Raw genomic sequence first — 25,634 nt, 5'->3', positions numbered from 1 at the left:
GTTCTACGCCGATCAGTCAATGTTTCGCGGCATTCTGAAGGGCTCGACAACGCTTTCGTAGAAGTCGTTGACCAACGTGGTCATGGCAGCGACGAAGCCTTTGTCGGTTGACCTCTTGGATCCCATGGCCGCCTCCACGGTCACCGTGAACTCGCGAATGTCCTTGCCCTGAGGCGGAAGGATGCTGGTGACGTCAGTCCGCAGCACCTCAAGGAGTGCTGAATTCGACTCCGTACGACTTCCCAGCTGATGCGCAGTCACACGGGTCGACGGTGGGGCACCATCGAGTTGCTTGATCAACCAGCCGACCTTTGTTGACGTGCGACCGGAGCGCGGGACGGGGAGCCGCATTGAACAACTGATTCGTTCTCGCGCAAGATTGGCGTGGTAGATGACCGGTGCGGCTGCCCCGGGAATCCGCAAGTTACCGAACAGCTCTCCGGAATCGGCCAACTGCTTGGATCGACTTACTGCGTCAGCTCGAACCGCTGGTCCTCGGGATGTCACCTGTTGTCCGGTAAGCGCACCGAGCTGCAATGCGATGTGCCGCCCCAACTGATCGAACTTGAGACAAATCTCCTGGGTTGCAGCGTCGTTGGCCGAAATGGTGCTGTTCTTGACGCCCTCGCGCACCTTCACCCAGTGCTTTCCCATGTCGTCGAATGTGTTCAATCCGGCCTTTGGGTCGCATCCATATCGCAAGAACTCCGATAGCACACGGTCTCGGGTTCGATCGTCGACACCGGCATGCGCGCTGACGATGGACGCCTCGGCGAGCACCTCCTCCCAGGCCAGATGATGCAACGCGACCGTGCGCAGCTGTCGTGCGTCGACCGCGACCGCCGCATCGTCACGTGTGGGAAGCAGATCGCAACTGATCGTGACCACAGCGTCGAATCCCTTGGCCCGCGCCAGTTTCACATACGACTCCACTTGTTCAGACCTGAGAACTCCTTTCGCCGTCTTGACCTCCACCAAGGCCACCCATTGTTTGGGTCCTCGGGTGATCCGTATCAACCCGTCCGGTCGCAGGTCCTCATTCGCATGCGTGAACCTGACCTCGGTGAACGTCTCGATCCGTCCTCGAGGAGCGCCGAACAACGCTGCCACACGCTTTCCCAGTTCGGGGACGACTTCGAAGACGGCCAATACCACCGAGGTGGCCCGCATCTCTTGTTCCGACGCCGACGAGATGCCGGACGCCGGAAACATTCGCGCCTGCGTCCAGGCGGAAGCAGACTCGTCTCGGGCAAGGTACGGCGACGTTCGGGAACGCCAGTCATCAGCCAGCTTTGCCACCCGCTTGCGACGTTTGATGGCGACACGTGAGTCCTCCGATAGCTCGGATGCGTTGGTGTTGCTCGCTGCCGGAGCAGCGACGGAATCCATTGCGGCCTCGTCGATCTGATGGCCTTCATCGTCTTCCGACGGATCGTCGACCTCGACACCGAAATCCGTGACCAGTGCAGCCAAGCCGTCCGCGTAGCCTTGACCGACTGCACGAAGCTTCCAGTCGCCGGCTCGGCGGTACAACTCTCCGACCACCAGCGCTCGTTCGTCGGTGAACCCGTCGAGTTCACTCGTCACGAATCTCGTGACGCCCTCGATTGGGGCCGCGGCCGACACCACCATCCGTAGCGCGTGCACGCCTCCGAAATCTTCCTCGGAGTCGATATCCACGCTTGCTGCGATGACGATGCGGTCGACGCTCTCCGGCAGACGTGATACATCGACATGCAGGATCCCTCCGGTGTTGTTCGCACCGTTGCGATCCGCAGGCCCGTTGTCATCGGCAACCGACAGTCGCAGAGCACCGTTCATGGCCACGGGTTGGTTGTAGAAGACGAGGTCATCACCGGACTGGACCTGGCCTCCAGATCCCACGATGAGTGCGCTTGTATCGACTGATATCGCTGCGCTGCCTGGGACGACCTGGATACCGACGTCGAGAAGAGGTTCTGGATGACCGAGCGCCGATTCAACCAGAACGTTTCCGCCCTTTACCAAGGTGAACTCTGACACCGGATCAATGTAGCCGTCGTCCGCTGTCCCAGCAGGCGATATGAGTCCAAAGCTCGAATCTCGACGCCTATCGGCGAGACGGCCCGTCTGGCCTGACCGCCTACAACCCGAAATCCACCCCGGTCAGTTTCCCCGCGGTCTCCCAGAGCTGCTGTCCGAGAACGGGATCGGTGGCCTTGTCGGTCAGCGTCACCTGGACGGGCGGACCACTGAACTCGAACGGTCCGCGTGGGCCGTAGTACTGACCGCCCAGAACCGCGGGATCGGTGGCCGCGCGCAGAGAGATCAGGGCACCACCAGGGGTTTCCATGATGAAGGTGCGGCGGACCCACCGCAACGACGGGGTCGTGAACAGCCACTGCAGAACTGCGACCTGATCCCGCATCACACCCGACTGGGTGGCGCCGGGATGGGCGGCCACCGAGATCGGCGACCCCGCACTGCGCGACAGTCGCCGCTGCAACTCCACCGCGAACACCAGTTGCGCGAACTTGGCGCGGGCGTATGCCCGTGCCGCCGAGAACCCGTGCTCCATGGTGAGGTCGTCGAAGTCGATGAGGCCAGCCTTGTACACCTTGGAGCCGACGGTGACGATGCGCGCCGCGGGCGCGCTGCGCAACGCACCGAGGAGGTGGCCGGTGAGCGCGAAGTGACCGAGAAAGTTCGTTCCGAAGTCCATCTCGAAGCCGTCGACGGTGAGTTCCCGACGTTGCCGCATCAGGCCCGCGTTGTTGACCAGGACGTCGATCACCGGGTGGTCGGCGATGAGGGTGTCGGCGCACTCACGCACCGACGACAGGTCACTCAGGTCCAGTCCGACGGTGTCGAGGTGAGCTCCGGGCACGGTCGCCGCGATGTCGTCACGCGCCGCGGCGGCGGACCGCGGATTACGGCAGGCCAAGACGACGTGCGCACCGAGCAGCGCGAACTGCCGAGCGGTTTCCAGTCCGATGCCGGAGTTGGCGCCGGTCACCACCACCACACGCCCGCGTTGCGAGGGTGCGTCGGCAAGCCCCCATCCGTTGCGCGCCATCGTCGGACCTCCTGTGTTCGGCTCGGATCACATCCTCACATGCCGGCGCCCGGTCACGAAGCGTGCTCCGCCAATAGCCCGCACAATGGACGGGTGGCTCCGGTGCGTGCGTCCGTTCGGCGTCGTCGGACCGCGCGGGCTCGGGTGCTGACGGCGGGTGTGCTCGGCGTCGTGGCGCTCACCATGGGAGTGTCCGCCTCGTCGGGACAGACCAGCATGGCCGGACTCCCGGCACCACCGGTGATGGCATCGACGCCGTACATGTCGGTCGATCGCATCGACTATCCGGTGAGCGACGGCGTCGCCGACCCGCAGCAGAACTACATGGACCTCTACCTGCCCACCGCGACGCGCCCCGGACGCCTCCCGCTGGTCATCCTCATCCACGGTGGCGCGTGGAAGAGCCGTGTCGGTGCGGCCAGTTTCACCGCGTTCGCGGTCGCACTCGCCGACCGCGATCTGGCGGTGCTGAACATCGAGTACCGCCGGGTCGGCCGTGGCGGCGGCTGGCCCACCACCTTCAGCGACATCGCTGCCGCCATGGACACGATTCCCGCTCTGGCGCAGCGGTTTCCACGTATCGATCCGCGACGCTCGGTGGTGATCGGGCACTCGGCCGGCGCACAACTCGCCGTGTGGTCGGCAACCCGGCGCCGCCCGCTCCCCGGCGATCCGTCCGGGCCACCGAGATACCGTCCGGCCCTGGCCGTCTCCATCTCCGGACCCTTGGACCTACGGCGCGCGGTGCGGCTGGGTGACCGCAACCCGATCGCCGTTCTCGGCGGTACCGCCGCCCAGGTGCCCACGCATTTCGCTGCGGTCGATCCGATTCAGAACATCGATCCGTCGGTTCCGATCATCGCCGTCGTCGGTTCGCGCGACACCACCGTTCCCGCGCTGCTGACCTACGCGTATGCGTCCGCGGTGCACGCGGACGGTGGCCACGCGGAGGTGGTTGTGCTTGCCGGACAGACACATTCATCGATCGTGCGCACCACCTCGGCCACCTTCCCGCAACTTCTCGACGAGATCGTCGACGCGACAACCGAAGTGGGGACCACGCACCAGGGCCGGCCGGCCCGAACGGCGCCGCCCACCGGAGGGCGCTGACGACACATCGGCCGGCGAGGACACACCCCGCCGGCCGATGCCGCTCATCGCACGGATTCGGGTCAGACCGACACGGACTCCCGGGACGGTGCCGCCGAGAACTGTCCGGCTGGAACGAAACGTGCCAGCACATCGTCGGCGGGTACACCGGCGACGGCCGAGATGAATCCCACCACGTCGTCGCGGGTACGCAGGGACAGAAGCGGATTCGGCTCCGACAGCAACCCGAACAGCGCCGAGGCGATGTCGGTGTTCACCGCGGCCGCCGGGAACGACAGTTCCAGGTGGGTGGCGTAGTCCGGGTCGCCCAGGTACAGGCGCGTCACCTCGACCGAGGCGTGACCGCGACGCTCCCAATGCTTTTCGAACTCGTCGTGCAGCCACTGGGCATCGAATGTCGCATTCGGATCGGCGGCCAGTCGGGCACGTGCCGCCTTGACCAGTTCGGCGACCTGGATCAGGGTGTTCTGCGCACCCTGGCCGGCCACCGGGTCGACGGCGATGGCGGTGTCGCCGATCGCGCCGACCGCATGCCCACTCGCCGTGTGGCCCACGGCATGACGCACGGTCGGGGTGACCGCGCCGGTCAGCCAGGAGTACGGGTCGGAGTCGATGACCCGCAGCGACGACACCACCGGGGCGTCCTTGGGGAAGAACTCGGTGAAGATGTCGACGACGGTCTGACGTGCCGACTGCGCGTCGACCACATTGTCGATCTTCGGCGCCCACGCACCGTCGGTCTTGGCGAACACGATGATCGACCAGGTCGCACCCGCGTCCTTGTGCAGGAACGGACCGACGAAGATCTCACCGTTCTCACTGTCGAGGTTGAACAGCGAGTACGCCCCACCTTCCCGGCTGCGGTAGCCGAAGGTGTCCGGACCGTGGTCGACGCCCTCAAGGGTCACCTGCAGCAGCCGACGTTGCGGCTGGTGATAGTGCGTCCGGGACTCGTCCACCCCGAACAGCGCCGACAGACCACCCTTGCCGGTGGCCACCAGGGTCAGGTCGTGTGATCCGGCGATCTCGTCGAGACGAGCGGTGTCGACATGCCCGACGTCGAACCGGCCGCCGCGGTCCAGGAAGCGGCCGAGCCGGTCGTCGGCGCGCAGACGCAGATCCACCGCCTGCGCGACATAGCCGTAGTCGGGATTGAACTCGAGGACGTCGGCGCGCTCGTCACCACTGCCGGAGTGCAGGCGCACGCTGATGCCGGTCGTGTTGCCCACCTGGTAGAGATCGTCGATGATCTCGGCGTCCCACTCGCGGGACTTGCCGAACAGCACGCCGACGCCGGTCGGCGGGACCTTGTCGCGCAGTGACGCGCGATCCCGGTCCGAATAGAGGGTGACGTCGAATCCGGCGTCGAGAAAGCCGAGTGCGGCACTCGTGCCGGCCAGTCCGGCTCCGACGATTGCCACCGACTTCGTGGGTTGTTCGGCCATGGTTGTTGTCCTCTCCTGCGACGGGCGTCGCGCTGGTCGTGTGTGGTGCCCGGAGTACGAACTCGCACGAGTGGGCGGTGCGAGTCAGGGTGCCGGGTTGCCGATCGAGGCGACAGGATTACGTTCACCGAAGTTGCATCGTCGACATACAGCACCGTCGACACACAGCACCGTCGACATACAGCACCGTCGACATACAGCACCGTCGACATGGGGCCGCCGCGGCGGGCATCGGCCCGACGAATGTCCGGATCGTGTCGATTGTGACGTTTTTCACGACTGGGACGGTCTGGCAGATACGTCCCAGGGAACGCCAAGGTTGCGCTGCTAGTCTGACGTCAGATCACGGATAGATCACGGCTGCGGATGGATCACCGCCCTGCCGATCGCGACGACGCGACCGATCTTCCGCTGACGCCGGGTCCGGTGCGGGGAGCGCCGCACACCGGCGATCGACGGGCCAGCCGCCCGCACCGTTGTCCGAGAGTAGGGGTATGACGACCGCAGTCACGCGCGCGACCGATACCGGGGTGCAGCCATCAGCTCCACAATCGACGGTCGGCTCCGGCGTCGCCGGCCGCACCCGGCGGGCCTACCTGCATCACGTCGACCTGATCCGCGCGACCACGTTCTCGCTGGTGATCTTCGTCCACTGCCTCACCCAGACCACCAACGAATTCACCAGCCTGCCGGTCAACACGACCTCGCTGCTGCTGCACTTCACCCGTAACACCTTCTTCGCGCTCACCGGCTTCGTGCTGATGTACCAGAACTTCGACAAGGCCGAGTTCTCCACACTCGATTTCTGGCGTCGCCGGATCAAGCTGGTGATCTTCCCGTACCTGATCTGGTCGTTCATCTACTGGGTGGTCCAGGCGATGTGGGCCAACGGCCGGCTGTCGGACGTGCCGACCAGCCTCAACGAGTTCGGCAAGCTCGTCGTGTGGGGGCTGTCCGGGTTCCAGATGTACTTCCTGTTCGTGATGCTGCAGGTCTACCTGCTGTTCCCGCTCGTGTTGTGGCTGGTGCGGGCCACCGTCGGCCGGCATCGCCTGCTTCTCGCCGGCAGCCTCGCCGTGCAGGTCGCGATCACGCTGATCATCACCTATTGGGAACCGCCCGCGTCGGTCGCACCGTACTGGTGGCATCACTACGCGACGTTCATCCCGTATCAGTTCTTCATCTTCTACGGCGCGATCGCCGCGGTTCACCGCGAGGAGATCGCGGCGTGGCTGTCGGGGAAGGCCTGGTGGCTCGTCGGCGCCCTCCTACTGACCGGCGGATTCGCGGTCGGTGTCTACCTGTACGGCGTGAAGGTGCAGGGGCATCCGGTCCACGACAACGACTCGGCGTTCTTCCCGACGCTGATCCCGTTCCTGATCGTGGCGATGACGTGCCTGTATGCCGCTGCCGCCCACTGGGCCGAGCATTGGCGTGAGTTCACCCCGCGGTTCGCCCGGGCGGTCTCGTTCGCATCGAACCGCTCATTCAGTGTGTTCCTGTGCCACGTGCTGGTGCTGTTCTTCCTCCTCTATCCGAAGGTCGACGGACGCCCGGCCATCCTGGCGGCGCTGGGCCAGCCCTGGGGTACCGCGGTCGTCTACCTCGCGACCCTGGCGGGTTCGCTGCTGCTGGTCGAGGTGCTGCGTCACCTGCCCGGTTCGCTCTATCTGACCGGTCGTCCGCGACTGCCATTGCGGCGCCGGTAGCGACCGGCCAACACCACGTCAGCCGGTCACCGCGGTCAGCAATGCCCGCGGCCGGGCGAGCACGGCCTCGCGAATGTGGTTGCGCAGCACGGTCGGCCACGAGCAGTCGCAGTGCGCCGCCACCCCGGTCGCATCGACTCCGAGGCTGCGGCACAACGCCACGGCCCGCGAGACATGAAAGTCCTGGGTGACGATCACCGGATCGTCGACGTCGAACTCGTCCCGCAGCCGCCGGCAGCTCGCCGCGGTGTCGAAACCCGCGGGGTCGTCGACGATGACCCGCGGCGGGACCCCACGCTGTTGGAGGTAGGCCCGCATCACCGCCGGTTCATCACCGGCGTGAGCACTTCCGTTGCCGGAGTTGATGATTCGATCCGCCCGTCCCGATCGGTACAGCTCCAGCGCGGTGTCGAGACGGCCCCGCACGTAGTCGCCGGGTTCCCCGTCGTCGACCAGTGACCCGAGGACGACGATGGTGGCGCCGGCGGCGACGTCGCGCTCGGCGACCACCCTCCCGTACGCGGAGACATAGACCCAGGTCGCCGCCACGGTGATGACGAGTTCGACGGCGATCAGCGCGATCACCACCGCTCGTCCGGCCACCGCTCGCAGTCCCACAGGGCACCACGGTAGAGGCCACCACGGACCGGTACGCGCCGGCATCTACCCGGCTGTACTGTGATGGGACCCACATCAGCAATCGGAGAGGCTGCCATGCCATACATGCCGGTCACGGAATCGATGTTCCTCATCGCCGAGACACGTGAACAACCGATGCATGTGGGTGGGCTGCAGCTGTTCGTGCCCCGGGAGGGCCAGTCGGGCAGCGAACTCGCCGAGGAGATGATCGAGCGCTTCGCCGCGTGCACCGAGGTGCGCTCCCTGTTCCGTAAACGTCCCGCGACGCCCGTCGCGCTGATGGGGTTGTTGGCCTGGTCCTACGACGACGAGATCGATTTCGACTATCACGTGCGCCGGACCGTGCTCCCCCGACCGGGTCGTATCCGTGAGTTGCTCCGTTATGTGTCGCTGCACCACAGCGCACTGCTCGACCGCAACCGGCCCATGTGGGAATTGCATATCGTCGAGGGTCTCGAGGACGGCCGGGTCGCGCTCTACACCAAGATCCACCACTCCCTCCTCGACGGCGTCTCCGCACTGCGCATGCTGGAGCGAACCCTGTCGCCCGATCCGGCCGACCGCAATGGCACGTCACCGTGGGATCCGTCCGTCTCGTCGCGTCAACGCAAGCCCGCCGGCGCATCGCCGCTGAGCGTCTCCGGCGTCCTCGGCGCCGCCGGTGCAGCCCTCGACGTCGCGGGACAGATCGCCGGAATCGCGCCGGCCGCGGCGAAGATCGCCTGGAACACCGTGTCCAACGACAACTTCACCTCCCCGGTGAGTCCCGCGCCCCGCACGATGCTCGATGTCTCGATCGGCAGCGCCCGACGGTTCGCGGCGCAGCAGTGGGAGACCGCTCGCCTGCGGGCCATCGCCGACGAGCTGGAGATCACCATCAACGACGTGGTGGCCGCCATGTGCGCGGGGGCATTGCGGTCCTACCTCATCGATCGCGACGAACTCCCGGCCGCGCCGCTGATCGCAGCCGTGCCGGTGTCCACCCGGATCGGAGGCGACGACCACGAGGGCAATGCCGTCACCGCGATCCTGGCCAATCTGGCGACCGATCAGCCGGACCCCGAACGCCGCCTGGCCACGTTGGTCGGGTCGATACGCGAGTCGAAGAAGGTCATCCGTGGACTCTCCCCGTTGCAGGCCCTGGCGTACGGGGCGGCCGCGGTGGCGCCTCTGGCGCTGACGATCGTCCCCGGCCTCGCCGGCCACATACCGTCGAACTTCAACATCATCATCAGCAACGTCCCCGGACCCACCAGGAATCTGTACTGGAACGGCGCCCGGCTCGACGGGGTCTATCCGGTGTCGGTTGCGATGGAGGGGTTGGCGCTGAACATCACCGTGACCTCGACCGCCGAGCACATCAATTTCGGGCTCATCGGCGCCCGCAAGGAGCTGCCCAGCCTGCAGCGGCTGCTCACGCATCTCGATACCGCGCTCGACGAGCTGGAGAAGGTCGCGCGCGTCACACCACCCACTATCTGACTGGACAGTAAGTTACTGACAAGTATCATCTGTCTGACACCACCGGTAACCGACCGAGCGTTACTTAGGTCAGCCTTGGCAGCGCTGCCTCACCCCCAGCAATTACGGTTACCTGTAGTAGACGTCTGACCCCGCGCCCGTCAGCCAGCGCCGGAGGGTCTGAAGACAACCAGAGAGGGGCCGGACGCCGTGAATGCCACGACGATCACCATCGGCACGATTGCCGCGGTCATCAGCCTGTTCTGTTGGGCGCTGTTCCTGCGCGGAGTCTGGCGCATGGTGCGTGCCATCGCCCAGGGCCAGCGCATCGACAGCGGCCGGTATTTTCCGGTGCTCCCCCGCCTGTGGACGATGCTCAAGGAGTTCGTCGCCCACACCCGCATGGTCAAGTTCCGAACTGTCGGCTGGGCGCACTGGCTGGTGATGTTCGGCTTCCTGATCGGCGCGATCTTCTGGTTCGAGGCCTACGGTCAGATCTTCGACCCGCACTTCCACTGGCCGATCATCGGTTCCTGGAACATCTACATTTTCGCCGACGAGGTCCTCGGGCTCGGCACGGTCATCGGCATCGTCACGCTGATGATCATTCGCCAGCTCAACCATCCCCGTGTGCCCGAGCGGATCTCCCGTTTCTCGGGTTCGCGGTTCGGCGCCGCCTACTTCGTCGAATGGGTCGTGCTGCTCGAGGGCCTGGGCATGGTCTTCGTCAAGACCTTCAAGATCTCGGCGGGCCTGGAAGACCCGCCGATCTGGACGTCGTTCTTCACCCACTACTTCGCGCAGCTGTTCGAGGGGTCGTCGGAGTACTGGGTCACCGGGGCCGCGGTCATCAAGCTGATGAGCGGCATGGTGTGGCTCGCGGTGGTCGGCTCGCACATCGACTGGGGCGTGGCCTGGCACCGCTTTGCCGCCTTCTTCAACATCTATCTCAAGCGTCAGCCCGACGGCGGCGTCGCCCTCGGTGCGGCCAAGCCGATGATGAGCCGCGGCAAGGTCCTCGACATGGAGACCGCCGATCCCGACGTCGACGCGTTCGGTGCGGGCAAGGCCGAGGACTTCTCGTGGAAGGCCTGGCTGGACTTCACCACGTGCACCGAATGTGGTCGCTGCCAGTCGCAGTGCCCGGCGTGGAACACCGGTAAGCCGTTGTCGCCCAAGCTGCTCATCATGTCGCTCCGCGACCACGCGCAGGCCAAGGCGCCCTATCTGATCGCCGGTGGGCGTACCGACATGGGCGGCGACGAGGTCGGCCTGGTCGACGCCGACGGAAACGTCGACGAGGCCAAGCTGGCAAAGATCCCGGAGGCCGCGCGTGCCGAGGCCGCCCGCAAGCTGGTCGGCGAGTCCAAGGGGCTCATGGGGGGCGGCGACGGCATCACCTCCGATGACGGCGCGTTCGACCCGGAGCAGCTCGGTGCGGTCATCGACACCGAGACGCTGTGGAGCTGCACCACCTGCGGCGCCTGCGTCGAGCAGTGCCCCGTCGACATCGAGCACGTCGACCACATCATCGACATGCGCCGCTACCAGGTGCTCATCGAGTCGGACTTCCCGACCGAGCTGGCCGGCATGTTCAAGAACCTCGAGAACAAGGGCAACCCGTGGGGTCAAAACTCCTCGGCGCGGACCAACTGGATCGACGAGATGGACATCGAGATCCCGGTGTTCGGTAAGGACGTCGAGTCCTTCGAGGGCTTCGAGTACCTCTTCTGGGTCGGCTGCGCCGGCGCGTACGAGGACCGCGCGAAGAAGACCACCAAGGCCGTCGCCGAACTGCTCGACATCGCCGCGGTGAACTTCCTGGTCCTCGGCGAGGGCGAGACCTGTACCGGAGACTCGGCTCGCCGCGCGGGCAACGAGTTCCTCTTCCAGATGCTCGCCCAGCAGAACATCGAGATGATGAACGAGGTCTTCTCGACGGCGCCGCAGCAGCGCAAGAAGATCGTCGTCACCTGTGCCCACTGCTTCAACGCCCTGGGCAACGAGTACCCGCAGTTGGGTGCGAAATACGAAGTGGTGCACCACACCCAGCTTCTCAACCGAATGGTGCGGGAGAAGCGTCTGGTGCCGGTCGCCCCGCTCGGCGAGGGCGTCACCTATCACGACCCGTGCTATCTGGGTCGCCACAACCAGGTCTACGACGCGCCGCGTGAGCTGATGGCCGCATCCGGGTCGAACCTGCGGGAGATGCCGCGTCACGGCGAACGATCCATGTGCTGTGGCGCCGGTGGTGCCCGGATGTGGATGGAAGAGCAGATCGGTAAGCGCATCAACATCGACCGGGTGGACGAGGCGCTGGACACGCTCGGCAGTGATATTGGCGGCGACGTACCGCAGAAGGTCGCCACCGGTTGCCCGTTCTGCCGCGTGATGCTCACCGACGGCGTGACCGCCCGGACGTCCGGAACCGAGAACGAGGGCAAGGTCGAGGTCGTCGACGTCGCACAGCTGCTGCTGGAGTCGGTCAAGCGCGGCGCCCCCGAGGTGACCCGCGGCGGCCGCTTCCTCGGCCCGATCGGCAAGCCCGCCCCCGAGCCGGAACCCGAACCCGAGAAGGAGAAGGTTCCCGCGGCGGCCGCTGCTTCGGCGACGACCGATGCCGGTTCGAAGCCGAAGCCGAAGGTCGGTCTGGGCATGAAGGGCGGCAAGAAGCCCGGCGCCGCTGCCAAGGCCGCTCCGGCCGAGGCACCCGCCGAGTCGGCGCCTGCCGAAAAGAAGCCCGCCGCAAAGGGATTCGGCATGAAGGGCGGCAAGAAGCCGGGTGCCGCCGCGAAGGCCGCACCGGCGGAGGCGGCGTCGGCCGGGGCCGCGGAGGCCACCGCTGAGGCGCCCGCGGCCGAGAAGAAGCCCGCCGCAAAGGGATTCGGCATGGGCGGGGCCAAGCGCCCAGGCGCCAAGAAGCCCGCCGCGTCGGCGCCGGCGCCGGCGGAGGAAGCCGCAGCACCTGCCGAGGCGTCGACCGAGTCGGCCGGCAGTGCCGCACTGACCGAGGAGAAGCCGGCCAAGGCCAAGGGCTTCGGTATGTCTGCGGGCAAGAAGCGACCGGGCGCAAAGCCCGGTGCTGCGGCTGCAGCCGCGCCGGCGACGCCCGCCGAGGCGTCGAGTGAGCCGGCCGAGGTGGTCAGCGAACCGGCCGCCGCGTCGACCGAGACCGCGGGTGCGGCGACGGTGACCGAGGACAAGCCGGCCAAGGCCAAGGGCTTCGGCATGTCCGCGGGCAAGAAACGCCCCGGCGGCATCGGCAAGGCAGCACCCAAGCCTGCCGCTGCCGCGCCGGCCGAGGATTCCGTCCAGGAGTCCGCGGCGCCCGCCGAGGCACCGACCGAGTCTGTGGCCGAGACCGTGAGTGAGTCCGCCGAGTCGGCGACAGCGCCCGCGGAAGGTGCACTCACCGAGGACAAGCCCGCGAAGGCGAAGGGCTTCGGCATGTCCGCGGGCAAGAAACGCCCCGGCGGCATCGGCAAGGCAGCGGCCAAGCCTGCCGCGGCCACGCCTACCGAGGAGTCCACGGCGCCGGCCGAGACGCCGAGTGAGCCGGCCGAGGAACCGAGAGAGCCCGTCGAGGAACCGGCAGCCGTGACTGAGCCCGTCGACGATGCTCCGGCACCGTCGAGCAATGGTTCGGCCCCCGACGAGCGCACCCTCGGCGAGACCGGTGCGTCGAAGGCCAAGGGCTTCGGGATCGCCGCCGGCAAGAAACGGCCCGGCCACAAGGCCTGAGCGCACGGGATCGGCCATCGGGCCCGTCTGATTCGCACGAATCGGACGGGCCCGATTTCGTTGACAGCGCTCTCGTCACCGTTGACAGCGCTCGACTCCTCGTTGACAGCGCTTGCTCAAGCGCTGTCAGTGCGAGACAAAGCGCTGTCAGTGCGAGACCGAGCGCTGTCAGTGCGAGAGAAGGCGCTGCCAACGTCAGGGAGAGCGCTGTGAACGTCGACGTCGACGCCCGAAAAAACCGATTTGCCTGCGGCTGCGACAATTGAACTCGTGAGTAGGCCTTATGTATCCCACCTGAATCAGAACCTCAAGCCGCTGGAGCAGTCGCAGAAGCTGCAGAACGTGTGCTACGAGATCAGGGGCCCGGTACACGCGCATGCCGCGCGTCTGGAATCCGAGGGCCACCGCATCATGAAGCTCAACATCGGCAACCCGGCGCTGTTCGGGTTCGAGGCGCCCGACGTCATCATGCGCGACATGATCCACGCCCTGCCGTACTCGCAGGGCTACTCCGAATCCGCCGGCGTCCTGTCCGCGCGTCGTGCCGTGGTCACGCGCTACGAACTCATCCCCGACTTCCCGTACTTCGACGTCGACGACGTCATCCTCGGCAATGGTGTGTCCGAGCTGATCACCATGACGATGCAGGCGCTGCTCAACGACGGCGACGAGGTGCTGATCCCGGCGCCGGATTACCCGTTGTGGACGGCGATGACCGCACTCTCCGGCGGCTCGGCGGTGCACTATCGCTGCGACGAGGACAACGGCTGGAATCCGGACATCGCCGACATCGAGGCCAAGATCACGCCGCGCACCAAGGCCATCGTGATCATCAACCCGAACAACCCGACCGGTGCGGTCTACTCGCGCGAGGTTCTCGAGCAACTCGCCGACGTCGCCCGCCGCAATTCCCTGCTCATCCTGGCCGACGAGATCTACGACAAGATCCTCTACGACGACGCGGTGCACACCAACATCGCCTCGCTCGCCCCCGATCTGCTGTGCCTGACCTTCAACGGACTGTCCAAGGCGTATCGCGTGTGCGGCTATCGGGCCGGCTGGGTGGTCATCACCGGACCCAAGGACCACGCCAAGGGATTCATCGAGGGCATGGGCATCCTCGCGTCCACCCGCCTGTGCGCCAACGTGCCCGGCCAACACGCCATCCAGGTGGCGCTCGGTGGGTATCAGAGCATCGAGGCCCTGGTGCACCCCGGTGGTCGGCTCTACGAGCAGCGCAACGTGACGTGGGAGAAACTCAACGAGATCCCCGGCGTGAGCTGCGTGAAGCCATCCGGCGCGCTCTACGCCTTCCCCCGCCTCGATCCCGAGGTCCACGAGATCCACAACGACGAACTGTTCGTTCAGGACCTCCTCCTGCAGGAGAAGATCCTGGTGGTCCAGGGCACCGGATTCAACCTCGACGACCACAACCACTTCCGGATCGTCACGCTGCCCTGGGCCCGAGAGCTCGGTGAGGCGATCGAACGGATCGGCAACTTCTTGGCGTCGTATCGGCAGTGACACCCGCCTGACCACCGGTTTTCCGGGGTTGATCAGCGCAAACCCCGGATTCGTTGGCTTTTGATGTAACCGTTGGTAACGTCTACCTCCATTGGTTGAGAGGCCGACGGGAGTTCGACGGTGGAATGGAAACGCAGCACGGTTCGCAGCGGTGAGGTCAACCTCGCCGTCTTCGAGGCGGTCGTGGACGGCGCACGCGACGAATCGGCGATGCCGACGATCGTGCTGGTGCACGGGTGGCCCGACACCCACCGGGTGTGGGACGACGTCGCCGCCGACCTCGCCCGTGATGCGCGGGTCTTCGCCTACGACACTCGCGGCATCGGCGACAGCGACCGCCCGGACGGCGTCTCCGCCTACCGCATCGAGAATCTCGCCGACGATCTGTTCGCCGTCGCTGAGGCCGTCGCACCGAACGACAAGATCCATGTGGTCGCGCACGACTGGGGTTCCATCCAAACGTGGGAGGCGGTGTCGCGCAGCGACGCCTCGATGGCCATCGCGTCGTTCACCTCGATCTCGGGCCCGAGTCTCGATCAGGTGGGTGCGCTGTTGCGCCACAACATCACCCACCCGACGCCACGCAACATCCGCAACTCGATCGCACAGGCCATCAGCTCCACCTACATCGGCCTGTTCCACCTGCCGGTGGCTCCGCGGCTGTTCCTCGGGGTCCTCGGAAACCCGCGGGCCTGGCGGGAGTTCCTGCACCTCATGGACGGCACCCCGCGCGACGCGGTGCACACCGGGCCCACCCTGCGCCGCGACATGAACTCCGGTGTGCGCTACTACCGCGCGAACATCGGTCGGCGACTATTCTTCCCGGCCCCGCGTACGGTGTCCGTTCCGGTGCTCGAACTCCTCAACACACGTGACTTCGCCATCCGCCCACCGACATTCGCGACCACGCACAAGTACGTGGCCAAGCTGTGGCGGCGGCCGTCGACCACCGGGCATTGGCTTCCGTCGACGCATCCGGAGTATGTGGCCGACAACGTGCGCGAGTTCATCTCCTACCTCAACGGCTCACCCCGGACTCCCGACACCCTCACCCGCGCCCGGCGATTCGGACCGGATCAGGCGCTGTCGGGTCGTCTGGCCGTCGTCACCGGCGCCGGCAGCGGCATCGGTCGCGAAACCGCGCGTGCCCTGGCCGAACTCGGCTGTGACGTCGTTCTCGCCGACATCAATCCGGCCGGGGCGGAGGAGACCGCCCGGATGTGCAAGGAGAGCGGCGCGGCCACCGCGGTGTACACCCTCGACGTGTCCGACACCGCGGCGTTCGCCGAGTTCGCGACGAATGTCGCAGCAGCGCAGGGCATTCCGGACATCGTCGTGAACAATGCGGGCATCGGCCTGTCCGGGGCATCCTTGGACGCCACCGACGAACAGATCGATCGACTCCTCGACATCAACCTGCGCGGCGTGATCACCGGATGCCGCGAGTTCGGCCGTCAGATGGTCCGTCGCGGCACCGGCGGTCACATCGTGAACCTGGCCTCCGCCGCCGCGTTCACCCCACAGCGGGGCCTCGGAGTCTATTCGGCCAGCAAGGCCGGCGTGCTGCTCTACTCGGAATCCCTGCGGGGCGAACTCGCCGATCACCACATCGGGGTGAGCGCCATCTGCCCCGGACTCATCGACACCCCGATCGTGGCGACCTCGGCCATCGCCGGACTCGACGACGATGCCCAGGCCGCCGAACAGCGGCGACTCACCGAGCTGTATCGGCGACGAGGCTTCACCCCCGACAAGGTGGCGGCGCGCATCGTCGCGGCGATCCTCGACGACAAGGCGGTGGTACCGGTCGCTCCGGAAGCCCAGATCGGTTACCGCATTTATCGTTTCGCTCCCTGGATCTCACATTTCGCCGCCCGTCGTCCCGTCGTCGCCGGCAAGGAGGCCCACCGATGACCGCCCACGCCCACGCCCACTCGATCAGCGATTCCCGCGAACCGCTCGACGCCGACGGCTCCGACCCGGGACCGGTCGAACTCCACGCCCGCTACGTCGCCTTCGACTGGTCACAGGTCCCGCTGCACTGGATTCCGGGCCACCCCGTCGCGTCGAACTTCGTTAGCGTGCTCAATCTCCTTCTGCCCGAGGGGGAACGCTGGTTCGTGCAGACCTACAACGAAGCCCTTCCGCTGGTGCATGACGAGGAGCTGATCGCCACCATGCGTGGCTTCATCGGGCAGGAGGCGATGCATGCCGAGGCCCACGATCACGTCCTGTGGGAGTTCCTCGATCATCACGGCATCGATCCCCGTCCGTTCTGTCGTCAGATGGAGTGGATCTTCCGAAAGTTGTTGGGGCCACTGAGCAAGGGCAGTCCGCAGGCCCGGCAGAAGCATCTCATCGAGCGCCTGTGGCTGATCGCGGCGCTCGAGCACTACACGGCGATCCTCGGCGATTTCGCGCTCAACAACACCTGGGTGGAGCACGGCGCCGATCCGACGATGTCGGACCTGTTCATGTGGCACGGTGCCGAGGAGGTCGAGCACCGGGCGGTCGCCCATGAGGTGGCCGTCTACTTCGGCGACGGATATCTGCGACGTGGCCGCGCGATGCTGGTGGCGTTGCCGGTGCTGCTGCTGCTGGTCAACCGCGGCTTCCGATTCATCATGACCAGCGATCCGACCCTGCACTACAACTTCTTCCAGCGCGAGTACCACTACTTCCGCGGTGTCCGCGCCGGCGTCCTACCCAAAATGTGGAAGGTCATCCTGGCCACCACCAGCTACTTCCGCCCGGGTTTCCATCCCAACGAGATCGGTTCCACCGCACAGGCGGTCGCCTACCTCGCGGCGTCGCCGGCGGCCCGTCGGGCGGGATGAGGTCTTCATGAATCAGCGCGCACATCCGCACACCACGGCGATGACCGCACCCCCGCCTCATCTGTACGGTCGGTGGCGCCACGACCCGCTGCTCACCTTCGGTACCGCGCTGTCGAAGATCTGGTGGCCGCTGTGGCGGCCCCTGTCGCCGCTGCACGACACCACCGCCGATACCGGGATCACCGTGGTACGGATCGTGCATCGCGAGGTGGTCGCCGAGGACGAGAACGTGGTCGCACTCACCTTCGCCGACCCCGACGGTGGCATCCTGCACCGCTGGCACGCCGGAGCACACCTCGATCTGCTGCTGCCGTCGGGCCGGATGCGTGAGTACTCGTTGTGCGGCGACCCCGCCGACCGACACACCTACCGCATCGCGGTCCGACGCATCCCGGACGGAGGCGGCGGATCGGTCGAGGTGCACGACACCCTGGCGGTCGGTGATCTCGTCTCGATCAAGGGTCCGCGCAACGCTTTTCCGATCTCGCTGCCCGGCCACGGGTCCACCGCGCGACAACTGCGTTTCATCGCCGCCGGTATCGGCATCACCCCGATCCTGCCGATGCTGAGTGCCGCGGAGAAGTTCGGCCTGGACTGGTCGATGATCTACACCGGTCGCACACTCGACTCGATTCCGTTCCGGGAAGAGGTGGCCCGCTTCGGTGAGAAGGTCACCATCCGCACCGACGACGAGGGCGGCCTACCCACCATGGAGGAACTCGTCGGCGAGGTCGACCCCGATACCGGCAGTGCGCCTTCGGGTCTGGCGGTGTACTGCTGCGGGCCGGTGCCGATGCTGGAGAATCTGCGCCGCCACCTGGTCGATCGCCCGGACATCGAGTTGCATTACGAGCGCTTCACCCCACCTCCGGTGGAGAACGGCCGCGAGTTCACCGCGACCATCGCCTCCACCGGGCAGGAGATCACCGTCGGCGCCGACGAGACACTGCTCGCCGCGCTGCGCGCCGAGATCCCGTCGGTGCCGTATTCGTGCCGCCAAGGCTTCTGCGGCACATGCAAGATCAGGACGTTGTCGGGTGGCATCGACCACCGCGACAACATCCTGACCGAGCCGGAACGTGCCGACGGGCAGATCCTGACGTGCGTGTCACGGGCGAGTGGCGAGAGCCTCACGCTCGATCTCTGACGTCGACGACGATCCGTCGTCCGCGGCGTCGTCCGTCACCGATCTTTCCGCTCCCCGCGGGGCTCCGCGCAGCGCCACCGCGGCCACCACGGCCGCCGATGCGGTGACCGCCACGGCGACCCACACCGCCGAGTGCAGTCCGTCGACGAAGACCTGTTGCACCGCAACGCGAATCGAATCGGCGGCGACCGCCGGTGCGTGCTGCGCCACCGCGACACCGGCCATCACCGATTCGCCTGCGGTGTCGGCCGCACCGCGCGGAACACCGAGTGCCGCAAGCCTGTCGGTCACACCGGCGGCGTAGACGGAGGTGAGCACCGAGCCGAGCACCGCCACGCCGAGCGTGCCGCCGACCTCACGGGTGGTGTCGTTCACGGCGCTACCGGCACCGGCCTGCTCGGGCCGCAGGGCATCCATGATCAGCTGGGTGCAGGGCCCGGAGATGAACGCGAGCCCGATCGCCATCAGCGACATCGACCAGACGATGAGTTCCCAGTATCCCGATGTCCGCGAGGAGGTTTCGACGAGCGCGAAGCCCACCGACATCAGCAACGCACCGGCGACGGCCACCGGCCGGGGCGAGAACCGGTGCGACAGTGCCATCGCCACCGGCGAGAACACCGCCATCACCACCGCGAACGGAAGGGTCCGGATGCCGGCGTCGAGTGGTCCGTATCCCTTGACCGCCTGGAAGTACTGGGTGATCAGGAAGATGAATCCGAAGAGCGCGAAGAAGGCCACGCTGATCAGTGCGGCCGCGGCGGCGAAGTGGCGATTGGCGAACAGCCGGACGTCGAGGATCGGATGGGCGAGGACGAGTTGCCGCCAGACGAACAGCGCCAGGATCGCCACGGCGCCACCGAGTCCGACGATGGTGCGGGCGGCGGACCAACCGACGTTCGGGCCCTCGATGACCGAGTAGACGAGCAGTCCGAGGCCGAGGATCGACAGCACCAGTCCGACGATGTCGAAGCGCGACACGGTCTCCGGACGTGTGCCGGGAACGACGGCGACGATGGCGGCGGCGGCCAACGCCCCGACGGGCAGGTTCACCCAGAACACCGACGACCACGCGAAGTGCTCGAGCAGCCACCCACCCAGAACGGGCCCGATCGCGACGGCGATACCCGACGTCGCCGCCCAGATACCGACCGCGGCCGCGCGCTGCCGGGGTTCGGTGAAGATCGTCGTGATCAGGGCCAACGTCGCCGGAAAGACCAGCGCCGCAAAGAGTCCCAGACCACCACGGGCTGCGACGAGTTGTCCCAGGGTCTGCGACGACGCCGCGAGAGCCGAGACCGCCACGAATCCTGCGATGCCGGTGAGCAGCATGCGTCGGTGACCGAAGCGGTCACCGAGGTAGCCGCCGGTCAGCAGCAGTCCGGCGAACACCAGGGTGTAGGCGTCGACGATCCATTGCAAGCCGGAGATCCCGGCGTCGAGGTCACGCGCCATCGTCGGCAGGGCGACGTTGACGATCGTGTTGTCGATCATCACGAGCAGTTCGGCAAAGCACAGGGCGCCGAGCGCCCACCAACGAGTGCGCATGATGCGCCCCTCTCGAGTTGGAAGCAGGTTATAGAACGTTGACCCAACGTTGTAGTACAACGTTCCACACAAGAAGAACACTGTTCTAGTACGTTGTCAATATGCCGAGCGCTTCACCATCACGTCGCACGCCCGCCACCGAGGTCCGCACCAACCTCATTCGCGCCGGGCGTCGCATCCTCGAACGCGACGGGGCCGCCGGGCTCACCATCCGGGCGGTCGCCAAGGAGGCCGGGGTGGCGCCGATGGGTGTCTACAACCACTTCGACGGCAAGGAGGGACTGCTCGATGCCCTGGTCAGCGACGCCTTCTCCGAGTTCGGCCACGCGATCCGGGGCGCGACCCACAGTGATGCCGCAGCGCGTCTGGCCCACAGCGGGCGCGCCTACCGCGAGTTCGCCCTCGCCTATCCCGTCGTCTACGGCCTGATGTTCTCCTCGCAGTGCCGACCCGATGTGGCGACCGCGGAAACCGCCTTCGCCGCCCTGGCCGATATCGTCCGCTACGGTCAGGCCGCCGGCGTGGTGCGCCCGGGCGACGCCCTCGAACTCGCGATGCAGGTGTGGTCCTGCGTACATGGGGCGATCAGTCTCGAACTGGCCGGGGCGGGGCCGGAGTTCAGTGATCCGGTACGTAATTACGACGGCGTCCTCGCGCTGATCGCCAACGGGCTGCGACCGTGACGGCGCCCGGAGTCACCGACTGTGAACCATCGGGGACTCCCGATCTGCGAGAATGTCTCTCCGTGACCGAATACCGGATTGACGATCTGGCCCGCGCGGCCGGGACGACCACCCGGAACGTGCGCGGATATCAGGACCGGGGACTGTTGCCGCGACCGCTCCGGCGCGGCCGCATTGCCATCTACACCGACGAGCACCTCGCCCGCCTCAAGGTGATCAACGACCTGCTCGGGCGGGGCTTCACCATCCGCCACATCGGTGACTTCCTGTCCGGCATGCAACGTGGCGACGACCTTGCCGAGGTCCTCGGCCTGCGCGAAGTGGTGACCGAACGGTGGTCACGCATCACGCCCACCACTGTCACCGCCGACGAACTCGAGCAGATCCTGCGCACCGCGGATCCCAAGCAGTGGCAACGTCTTTCCGACTTCCGGTTGATCCGTGCCGAATCCGCAGATGTCAATGATGAAGGTGCCGACACCGGCGGGAATCCGCCGAACACCTACGCCATCCTCGATCCGGAAACCGTCACCGCCTACGGAGAGCTTGTCGCCCAGGGGATGTCACTGGATGACATTCTCGACGTGCATGCCGCCCTCGATGAGGCGATGGACAGCGTCGCCAACACCCTCATCTCCGCCGGCCGCCGTCGGGTCACCGAAGGCCATGACGACGGCTGGATCCCGACGGACGACGACGAATCCGAAAGAACCACACGCCTGTTGATGGGCCTGCGTCGAGCCGGCCAGGTGTCGGCGCACAATGCGCTCGACCGCGCGCTCGACCGCGAGATGAAACGGCAATTGGCCGACTACCTCACCGTCGCAAGGGAATCCGGGCACGATCCGGATTCGGTGTCCTGATCGGCCCGGTCAGGGGATGACGATCGGCGGCCGCCCGGGGATCGGGATGACGATCCGCGGCTGGGGTCGGGCCTGCCGTCTCGGCGACGACGGATTCTGATTCTGCTGCTGCGTACTCGTCTCCGGCGGCGGTGGGGGCGGCGGAGTGGTGTAGAGCACCGCAGGCCGGCGGGCTTCGACGAGGTCGGAGGGATCGGCGAACTCCTGCGGCGCGCTGCTCGCGGGCGGTGCGGCCACGGCCGGGGCGCTCGGTGCGACACTCGGCGTCGCCGGCTCCGGCGAACCGCCGGTGAAGGCGACGGCGGTGGCGACTCCGAACACCGCCAGGACTCCGGCGACCGCACCGCCGAGCAGCCAGCGTTGTCGGGAGAACCAGCGGCTGTCACCGGCCTCCGGGGTCGGCACCACGGTGGCGGCATCGGTGTCGGCGTCGAGATCGGTGTCGGCGTCGAAATCGGCGTCGGCGAGGTATCCGGGGAGTGCCTCCACCGGGTCGAGTCGGTCCGTGATCGCCTCGAGTTGATCGGTGACGGCATCGTCGACGCCGATCGGCTCCACGGTGGCGAGGCCATCGGAGGGCCGATCATCGTGGGGCCCGAGGTCGGCAGCTTCTGGAGCCACCGACGACGATGCGGTTGCGACCGCGGTCGGAGCATCGGCCGGGGGTTCGACGACCCGGACCTCGGAGGTCTGGTCGTCGGATGGCGTCAGAAAGTCTTCCGTCGTGGCGAACGCGACTCCGTGGGTCGGCTGCGGCTCGTCGGAGATGTCATCGAGCACCATCACCGGCGCGCCGCGGACCTGCGACAGCAGGGTGTCCAGGCCGGGCCACTGGACGTGCGTCGAGGTCAGGAGCTTTGCGGCGTCGGGCGCACCGACCGAGGCGAGGACGTCGTCGATGTATGCCGACAGTTCCGCGGCCTGGGTGGCCGTCGCCACCTCCATGTCGCGGCGGGTGACGCGGAAGAGGCGGACGTGCTCCTCACCCATGATGAACGCGCCCTCGGAGGCGGCCAGTCGGGTGCGGGCGCGCCCGGCGAGCTTGCGGAGTTCGGCGGTGCCGACGTCGGAATCGGGTGCCGGTACCCGGGCCACACCGATCAGGTGGGCGGCGAGTGCCAGATCGAGGGCGCGGGGCGTCACGTCGGTGAGCGGTGCGGGCGCCGCGATGATCTCGTCGTCGGCCGTGATGTCGACGACGATGGCCGAGGCACCCGTGGTGTCGAGGTCGATGAGCGCGACGACCGGCGAGTTTCGGCTGGTCAGCCGCGTGCGGACACGATCGGTGAGCGCAGCGTGGACGACGCTACGCGCGGTGGCCGTATCTGCACTCGTGGACATCGAATTTCCCTACACTCGCCCGGATGCCTCCCCGCATCCGCTGTGTGGTTGTTCAACCTAGCACGTGTCGGCGAATCGCTGCCCGTGATGAGGGGCCGCCGACCTGCGCGGCGGTCGCGGTACCGACCCGCGCGGGGGCGGTGTTGCGGTCCCGGACCGCACCGCCGAGCGCGTGGTACTCCCACCCGGATGCACGCCACTGACCTGCATCAAGGCATCGTCGGCCGTCGACGATCACCTTGTGGCGGACGACGTCGTCGAGTTCCTCGGGTGCCATGTGGACGAATTCGGCCCATTCGGTGGCCAGCGCGACCACGTCGGCGTCGGCGGCCGCGGCGCGAGCACTATCGGTGAAGTGCAGCATCGGGTACATGCGGCGCGCGTTGTCGGTGGCCTTGGGGTCGAAGACCGTCACCGCGGCACCGCGTAGGGCCAGTTGTCCGGCGACACTCAATGCCGGGGAGTCACGAACGTCGTCGCTCTCCGGTTTGAACGCCGCGCCGAGGATGGCGATGTTGGCGCCGATGAGGTCGCCGGGGCAGGTCTGTTCGATGAGGTCGACCATGGCGCTGCGCCGGCGCATGTTGATGGCGTCGACCTCGTGCAGGAAGCCGAGGGTGCGGTGTGCGCCGAGTTCGTCGGCGCGGGCCATGAACGCCCGGATGTCCTTGGGCAGGCAGCCCCCGCCGAATCCGAGTCCGGCGTTGAGGAATCGGCGGCCGATGCGGTTGTCGTAGCCGATGGCGTCGGCGAGGGTGGACACGTCGGCGCCGACGATCTCGCACAGTTCGCTGACCGCGTTGATGAACGAGATCTTGGTCGCGAGAAAGGCATTGGCGGAGGTCTTGACCAATTCGGCTGTCGCCCAGTCGGTGGTGACCAGTGGTACCCCGGTTTCGAGGATCTCCCGGTAGATCTCACCGATCACCGCCACCGCCGCACTGGTGACGGCCTCGGGGTCGGTGCCGACGACGATCCGATCGGGCCGCAGGGTGTCCTCGACGGCGAATCCCTCACGGAGAAACTCTGGGCTCCAGGCCAATTCGACGTCGGCGAGGTCTCCGGTGAGGTGGCCGATGCGTTCGGCGAGTTCGGCGCTGGTGCCCACCGGCACCGTCGACTTCCCGATGATCAGATGCTCACCACGCAGGAGTCCGGCGAGGGTTTCGATGGCGGAGAAGACGTAAGAGGTGTCGGCGCCGTATCCCCGTGCCCGCTGCGGTGTTCCGACGCCGACGAAGTGCACACTGCCGTGGTCGGCGGCCGCCTGCATCGACGTAGTGAACTCGAGACGCCCGGCAGTCAGGTTGCGTCGCAGGATGTCTGACAGTCCGGGCTCGAAGAACGGCACCTCACCGGTACGCAGCCGGGCCACCTTCTCGGCGTCGACGTCCACGCCGAGGACGTCATGCCCGAGTTCGGCCATGCAGGCCGCATGGGTCGCGCCGAGGTATCCACATCCGATGACGGTCAGCTTCATACCAGTAGACGTACGCGGGGCGATGATCGCGGAACCCACCACGACGTGGCGCCGCGTCGACGCGTCGGTGAACAGCGATCATTTCTCGCCGGTCGAGGTCTCCCTCGCCGCAGCCCGACCATCACTCGCCGGTCGAGCCTGCTGCGAGCCCCCAGGGCGAGCCGCGAGTCGAGACCACGCAAGCCGGCAGCCCAACAAGCCCACCAGCTCCGGGCCCAGACTCGCCGCGTGACTACCCCGAAATATCCCGCACAAAGTTGAGGTACGCCTTCGACGGCGTCGGTCCGCGCTGGCCCTGGTACTTGGAGCCGACCGCGGCACTGCCGTACGGGTGCTCGGCGGGGCTGGACAGGCGGAACAGGCACAGCTGGCCGATCTTCATGCCCGGCCACAGCGTGATCGGCAGATTGGCGACGTTGGACAGCTCCAACGTGATGTGCCCGGAGAAGCCGGGGTCGATGAACCCGGCGGTGGAGTGCGTCAGCAGTCCGAGACGTCCGAGTGAGCTCTTGCCTTCGAGTCGTCCGGCGAGGTCGTCGGGCAATGTGCACACCTCGAGCGTCGATCCGAGCACGAATTCGCCGGGATGCAGCACGAACGGCTCGCCCTTGTCCGGTTCGACGAGGCTGGTGAGCTCGTCCTGCCGCTGCGCCGGGTCGATGTGGGTGTAGCGGGTGTTGTTGAACACCCGGAAGAGGCTGTCGAGGCGGACATCGACACTCGACGGTTGCACGAGAGCGGGGTCGTACGGGTCGAGCGCGAGGCGCCCGGTGTCGATGGCGGCGCGGATGTCCCGGTCGGAAAGCAGCACGGTCCGAGGCTATCGGACGGGGGTCACCTCAGTTGCGTGTCCGGTCGTGTTGGTCCATGCGCAACTCGCCGTCGCGGGCGACGCGCCGGACCGGGTAGGGCCTTGACGACGGAACGGCCTGCGGAGTTTGCTAGTCTTTCGTCGCAGGTCGTAGAGACCAGCACGCCGATGTAGTTCAATGGCAGAACATCAGCTTCCCAAGCTGAATACGCGGGTTCGATTCCCGTCATCGGCTCCACG

The 25,634-nt window shown here is 66.8% G+C and carries 18 protein-coding genes and 1 tRNA gene; 11 read left to right on the top strand and 8 right to left on the bottom strand.

The window, feature by feature from the left end:
• Positions 1-12: 12 nt before the first annotated feature.
• Together ABLE92_RS19350 and ABLE92_RS19345 are read right to left on the bottom strand one after the other, a co-directional pair.
• The gene (locus ABLE92_RS19350) at positions 13-2,022 is read right to left on the bottom strand and encodes a TerD family protein (protein ID WP_348806404.1); all 2,010 of its coding nucleotides are present in this window, start codon (positions 2,020-2,022) and stop codon (positions 13-15) included.
• Between the two features lie 100 nt (positions 2,023-2,122).
• Positions 2,123-3,055 (bottom strand): oxidoreductase, encoded by a 933-nt coding sequence (locus ABLE92_RS19345; RefSeq protein ID WP_348806403.1) that lies wholly within the window; start codon positions 3,053-3,055, stop codon positions 2,123-2,125.
• Between the two features lie 93 nt (positions 3,056-3,148).
• On the opposite strand from ABLE92_RS19345, the gene ABLE92_RS19340 reads away from it, so the two are divergent.
• Entirely contained in the window at positions 3,149-4,165 is a 1,017-nt protein-coding gene (locus ABLE92_RS19340; RefSeq protein ID WP_348806402.1) for an alpha/beta hydrolase, read from the top strand.
• Positions 4,166-4,227: 62 nt separating this feature from the next.
• Here ABLE92_RS19340 and ABLE92_RS19335 read toward each other — a convergent pair whose 3' ends face one another.
• The gene (locus ABLE92_RS19335) at positions 4,228-5,610 is read right to left on the bottom strand and encodes a styrene monooxygenase/indole monooxygenase family protein (protein ID WP_348806401.1); all 1,383 of its coding nucleotides are present in this window, start codon (positions 5,608-5,610) and stop codon (positions 4,228-4,230) included.
• Between the two features lie 494 nt (positions 5,611-6,104).
• Here ABLE92_RS19335 and ABLE92_RS19330 point away from each other — a divergent pair, with 494 nt between their 5' ends.
• Entirely contained in the window at positions 6,105-7,319 is a 1,215-nt protein-coding gene (locus ABLE92_RS19330) for an acyltransferase (protein ID WP_348806399.1), read from the top strand.
• Positions 7,320-7,337: 18 nt separating this feature from the next.
• Here the strand turns inward: ABLE92_RS19330 and ABLE92_RS19325 are convergent, their stop codons facing one another.
• Entirely contained in the window at positions 7,338-7,937 is a 600-nt protein-coding gene (locus ABLE92_RS19325) for a SanA/YdcF family protein (protein WP_348806398.1), read from the bottom strand.
• A gap of 96 nt (positions 7,938-8,033) precedes the next feature.
• Between ABLE92_RS19325 and ABLE92_RS19320 the strand changes: the two genes are divergently transcribed.
• The 6 genes from ABLE92_RS19320 to ABLE92_RS19295 all read left to right on the top strand — a co-directional run bounded on the left by ABLE92_RS19320 (position 8,034) and on the right by ABLE92_RS19295 (position 18,668).
• Entirely contained in the window at positions 8,034-9,440 is a 1,407-nt protein-coding gene (locus tag ABLE92_RS19320) for a WS/DGAT/MGAT family O-acyltransferase (protein WP_348806397.1), read from the top strand.
• Between the two features lie 189 nt (positions 9,441-9,629).
• Entirely contained in the window at positions 9,630-13,160 is a 3,531-nt protein-coding gene (locus ABLE92_RS19315) for a (Fe-S)-binding protein (RefSeq protein WP_348806396.1), read from the top strand.
• 270 nt (positions 13,161-13,430) lie between these two features.
• The gene (locus ABLE92_RS19310) at positions 13,431-14,684 is read left to right on the top strand and encodes a pyridoxal phosphate-dependent aminotransferase (protein ID WP_348806395.1); all 1,254 of its coding nucleotides are present in this window, start codon (positions 13,431-13,433) and stop codon (positions 14,682-14,684) included.
• A 120-nt stretch (positions 14,685-14,804) separates the two neighbouring features.
• A complete protein-coding gene (locus tag ABLE92_RS19305; RefSeq protein ID WP_348806394.1) occupies positions 14,805-16,598 on the top strand; it encodes an SDR family oxidoreductase in 1,794 nt (597 codons plus the stop codon).
• On the top strand, positions 16,595-17,521 hold the full coding sequence (locus tag ABLE92_RS19300; RefSeq protein ID WP_348806393.1) for a metal-dependent hydrolase: 927 nt from the start codon (positions 16,595-16,597) through the stop codon (positions 17,519-17,521). The genes ABLE92_RS19305 and ABLE92_RS19300 overlap by 4 nt, the downstream gene beginning before the upstream one ends.
• A gap of 7 nt (positions 17,522-17,528) precedes the next feature.
• Positions 17,529-18,668, top strand: a complete 1,140-nt coding sequence (locus ABLE92_RS19295; protein WP_348806392.1) for a PDR/VanB family oxidoreductase — start codon at positions 17,529-17,531, stop codon at positions 18,666-18,668.
• Here the strand turns inward: ABLE92_RS19295 and ABLE92_RS19290 are convergent.
• Positions 18,630-20,216, bottom strand: coding sequence for an MFS transporter (locus ABLE92_RS19290; RefSeq protein WP_348806391.1), 1,587 nt, complete (start codon positions 20,214-20,216; stop codon positions 18,630-18,632). The genes ABLE92_RS19295 and ABLE92_RS19290 overlap by 39 nt on opposite strands.
• Before the next feature lie 101 nt (positions 20,217-20,317).
• On the opposite strand from ABLE92_RS19290, the gene ABLE92_RS19285 reads away from it, so the two are divergent.
• The gene (locus ABLE92_RS19285) at positions 20,318-20,899 is read left to right on the top strand and encodes a TetR/AcrR family transcriptional regulator (protein WP_348806390.1); all 582 of its coding nucleotides are present in this window, start codon (positions 20,318-20,320) and stop codon (positions 20,897-20,899) included.
• A gap of 62 nt (positions 20,900-20,961) precedes the next feature.
• The gene (locus tag ABLE92_RS19280; RefSeq protein WP_348806389.1) at positions 20,962-21,762 is read left to right on the top strand and encodes a MerR family transcriptional regulator; all 801 of its coding nucleotides are present in this window, start codon (positions 20,962-20,964) and stop codon (positions 21,760-21,762) included.
• A 9-nt stretch (positions 21,763-21,771) separates the two neighbouring features.
• On the opposite strand, the gene ABLE92_RS19275 is transcribed toward ABLE92_RS19280, so the two are convergent.
• From ABLE92_RS19275 to dcd, 3 genes are all read right to left on the bottom strand, one after another.
• Complete coding sequence (locus ABLE92_RS19275) at positions 21,772-23,103, bottom strand: hypothetical protein (RefSeq protein ID WP_348806388.1); 1,332 nt, start codon at positions 23,101-23,103, stop codon at positions 21,772-21,774.
• 52 nt (positions 23,104-23,155) lie between these two features.
• A complete protein-coding gene (locus tag ABLE92_RS19270; RefSeq protein WP_348806387.1) occupies positions 23,156-24,583 on the bottom strand; it encodes a UDP-glucose dehydrogenase family protein in 1,428 nt (475 codons plus the stop codon).
• Positions 24,584-24,815: 232 nt separating this feature from the next.
• Positions 24,816-25,394: a dCTP deaminase gene (gene dcd / locus ABLE92_RS19265; RefSeq protein WP_348806386.1), complete on the bottom strand. Its 579-nt coding sequence runs from the start codon at positions 25,392-25,394 to the stop codon at positions 24,816-24,818.
• A 164-nt stretch (positions 25,395-25,558) separates the two neighbouring features.
• Between dcd and ABLE92_RS19260 the strand changes: the two genes are divergently transcribed.
• Positions 25,559-25,632 (top strand) — tRNA-Gly (locus ABLE92_RS19260).
• Positions 25,633-25,634 lie beyond the last annotated feature (2 nt).

The organism is Gordonia oleivorans, from assembly GCF_040044975.1.
Classification (GTDB): Bacteria; Actinomycetota; Actinomycetes; order Mycobacteriales; family Mycobacteriaceae; genus Gordonia; species Gordonia oleivorans.
Note: the sequence above shows the minus strand (reverse complement) of the source record. Positions and strands in the feature narration are given on the sequence as shown.

Coding starts and splice junctions, on each gene's coding strand:
- ABLE92_RS19345 (WP_348806403.1), bottom strand. CDS start 3,055: ATGGCGCGCAACGGATGGGGGCTTGCCGACGCACCCTCGCAACGCGGG.
- ABLE92_RS19335 (WP_348806401.1), bottom strand. CDS start 5,610: ATGGCCGAACAACCCACGAAGTCGGTGGCAATCGTCGGAGCCGGACTG.
- ABLE92_RS19330 (WP_348806399.1), top strand. CDS start 6,105: ATGACGACCGCAGTCACGCGCGCGACCGATACCGGGGTGCAGCCATCA.
- ABLE92_RS19320 (WP_348806397.1), top strand. CDS start 8,034: ATGCCATACATGCCGGTCACGGAATCGATGTTCCTCATCGCCGAGACA.
- ABLE92_RS19300 (WP_348806393.1), top strand. CDS start 16,595: ATGACCGCCCACGCCCACGCCCACTCGATCAGCGATTCCCGCGAACCG.
- ABLE92_RS19295 (WP_348806392.1), top strand. CDS start 17,529: ATGAATCAGCGCGCACATCCGCACACCACGGCGATGACCGCACCCCCG.
- ABLE92_RS19290 (WP_348806391.1), bottom strand. CDS start 20,216: ATGCGCACTCGTTGGTGGGCGCTCGGCGCCCTGTGCTTTGCCGAACTG.
- ABLE92_RS19285 (WP_348806390.1), top strand. CDS start 20,318: ATGCCGAGCGCTTCACCATCACGTCGCACGCCCGCCACCGAGGTCCGC.
- ABLE92_RS19275 (WP_348806388.1), bottom strand. CDS start 23,103: ATGTCCACGAGTGCAGATACGGCCACCGCGCGTAGCGTCGTCCACGCT.
- ABLE92_RS19270 (WP_348806387.1), bottom strand. CDS start 24,583: ATGAAGCTGACCGTCATCGGATGTGGATACCTCGGCGCGACCCATGCG.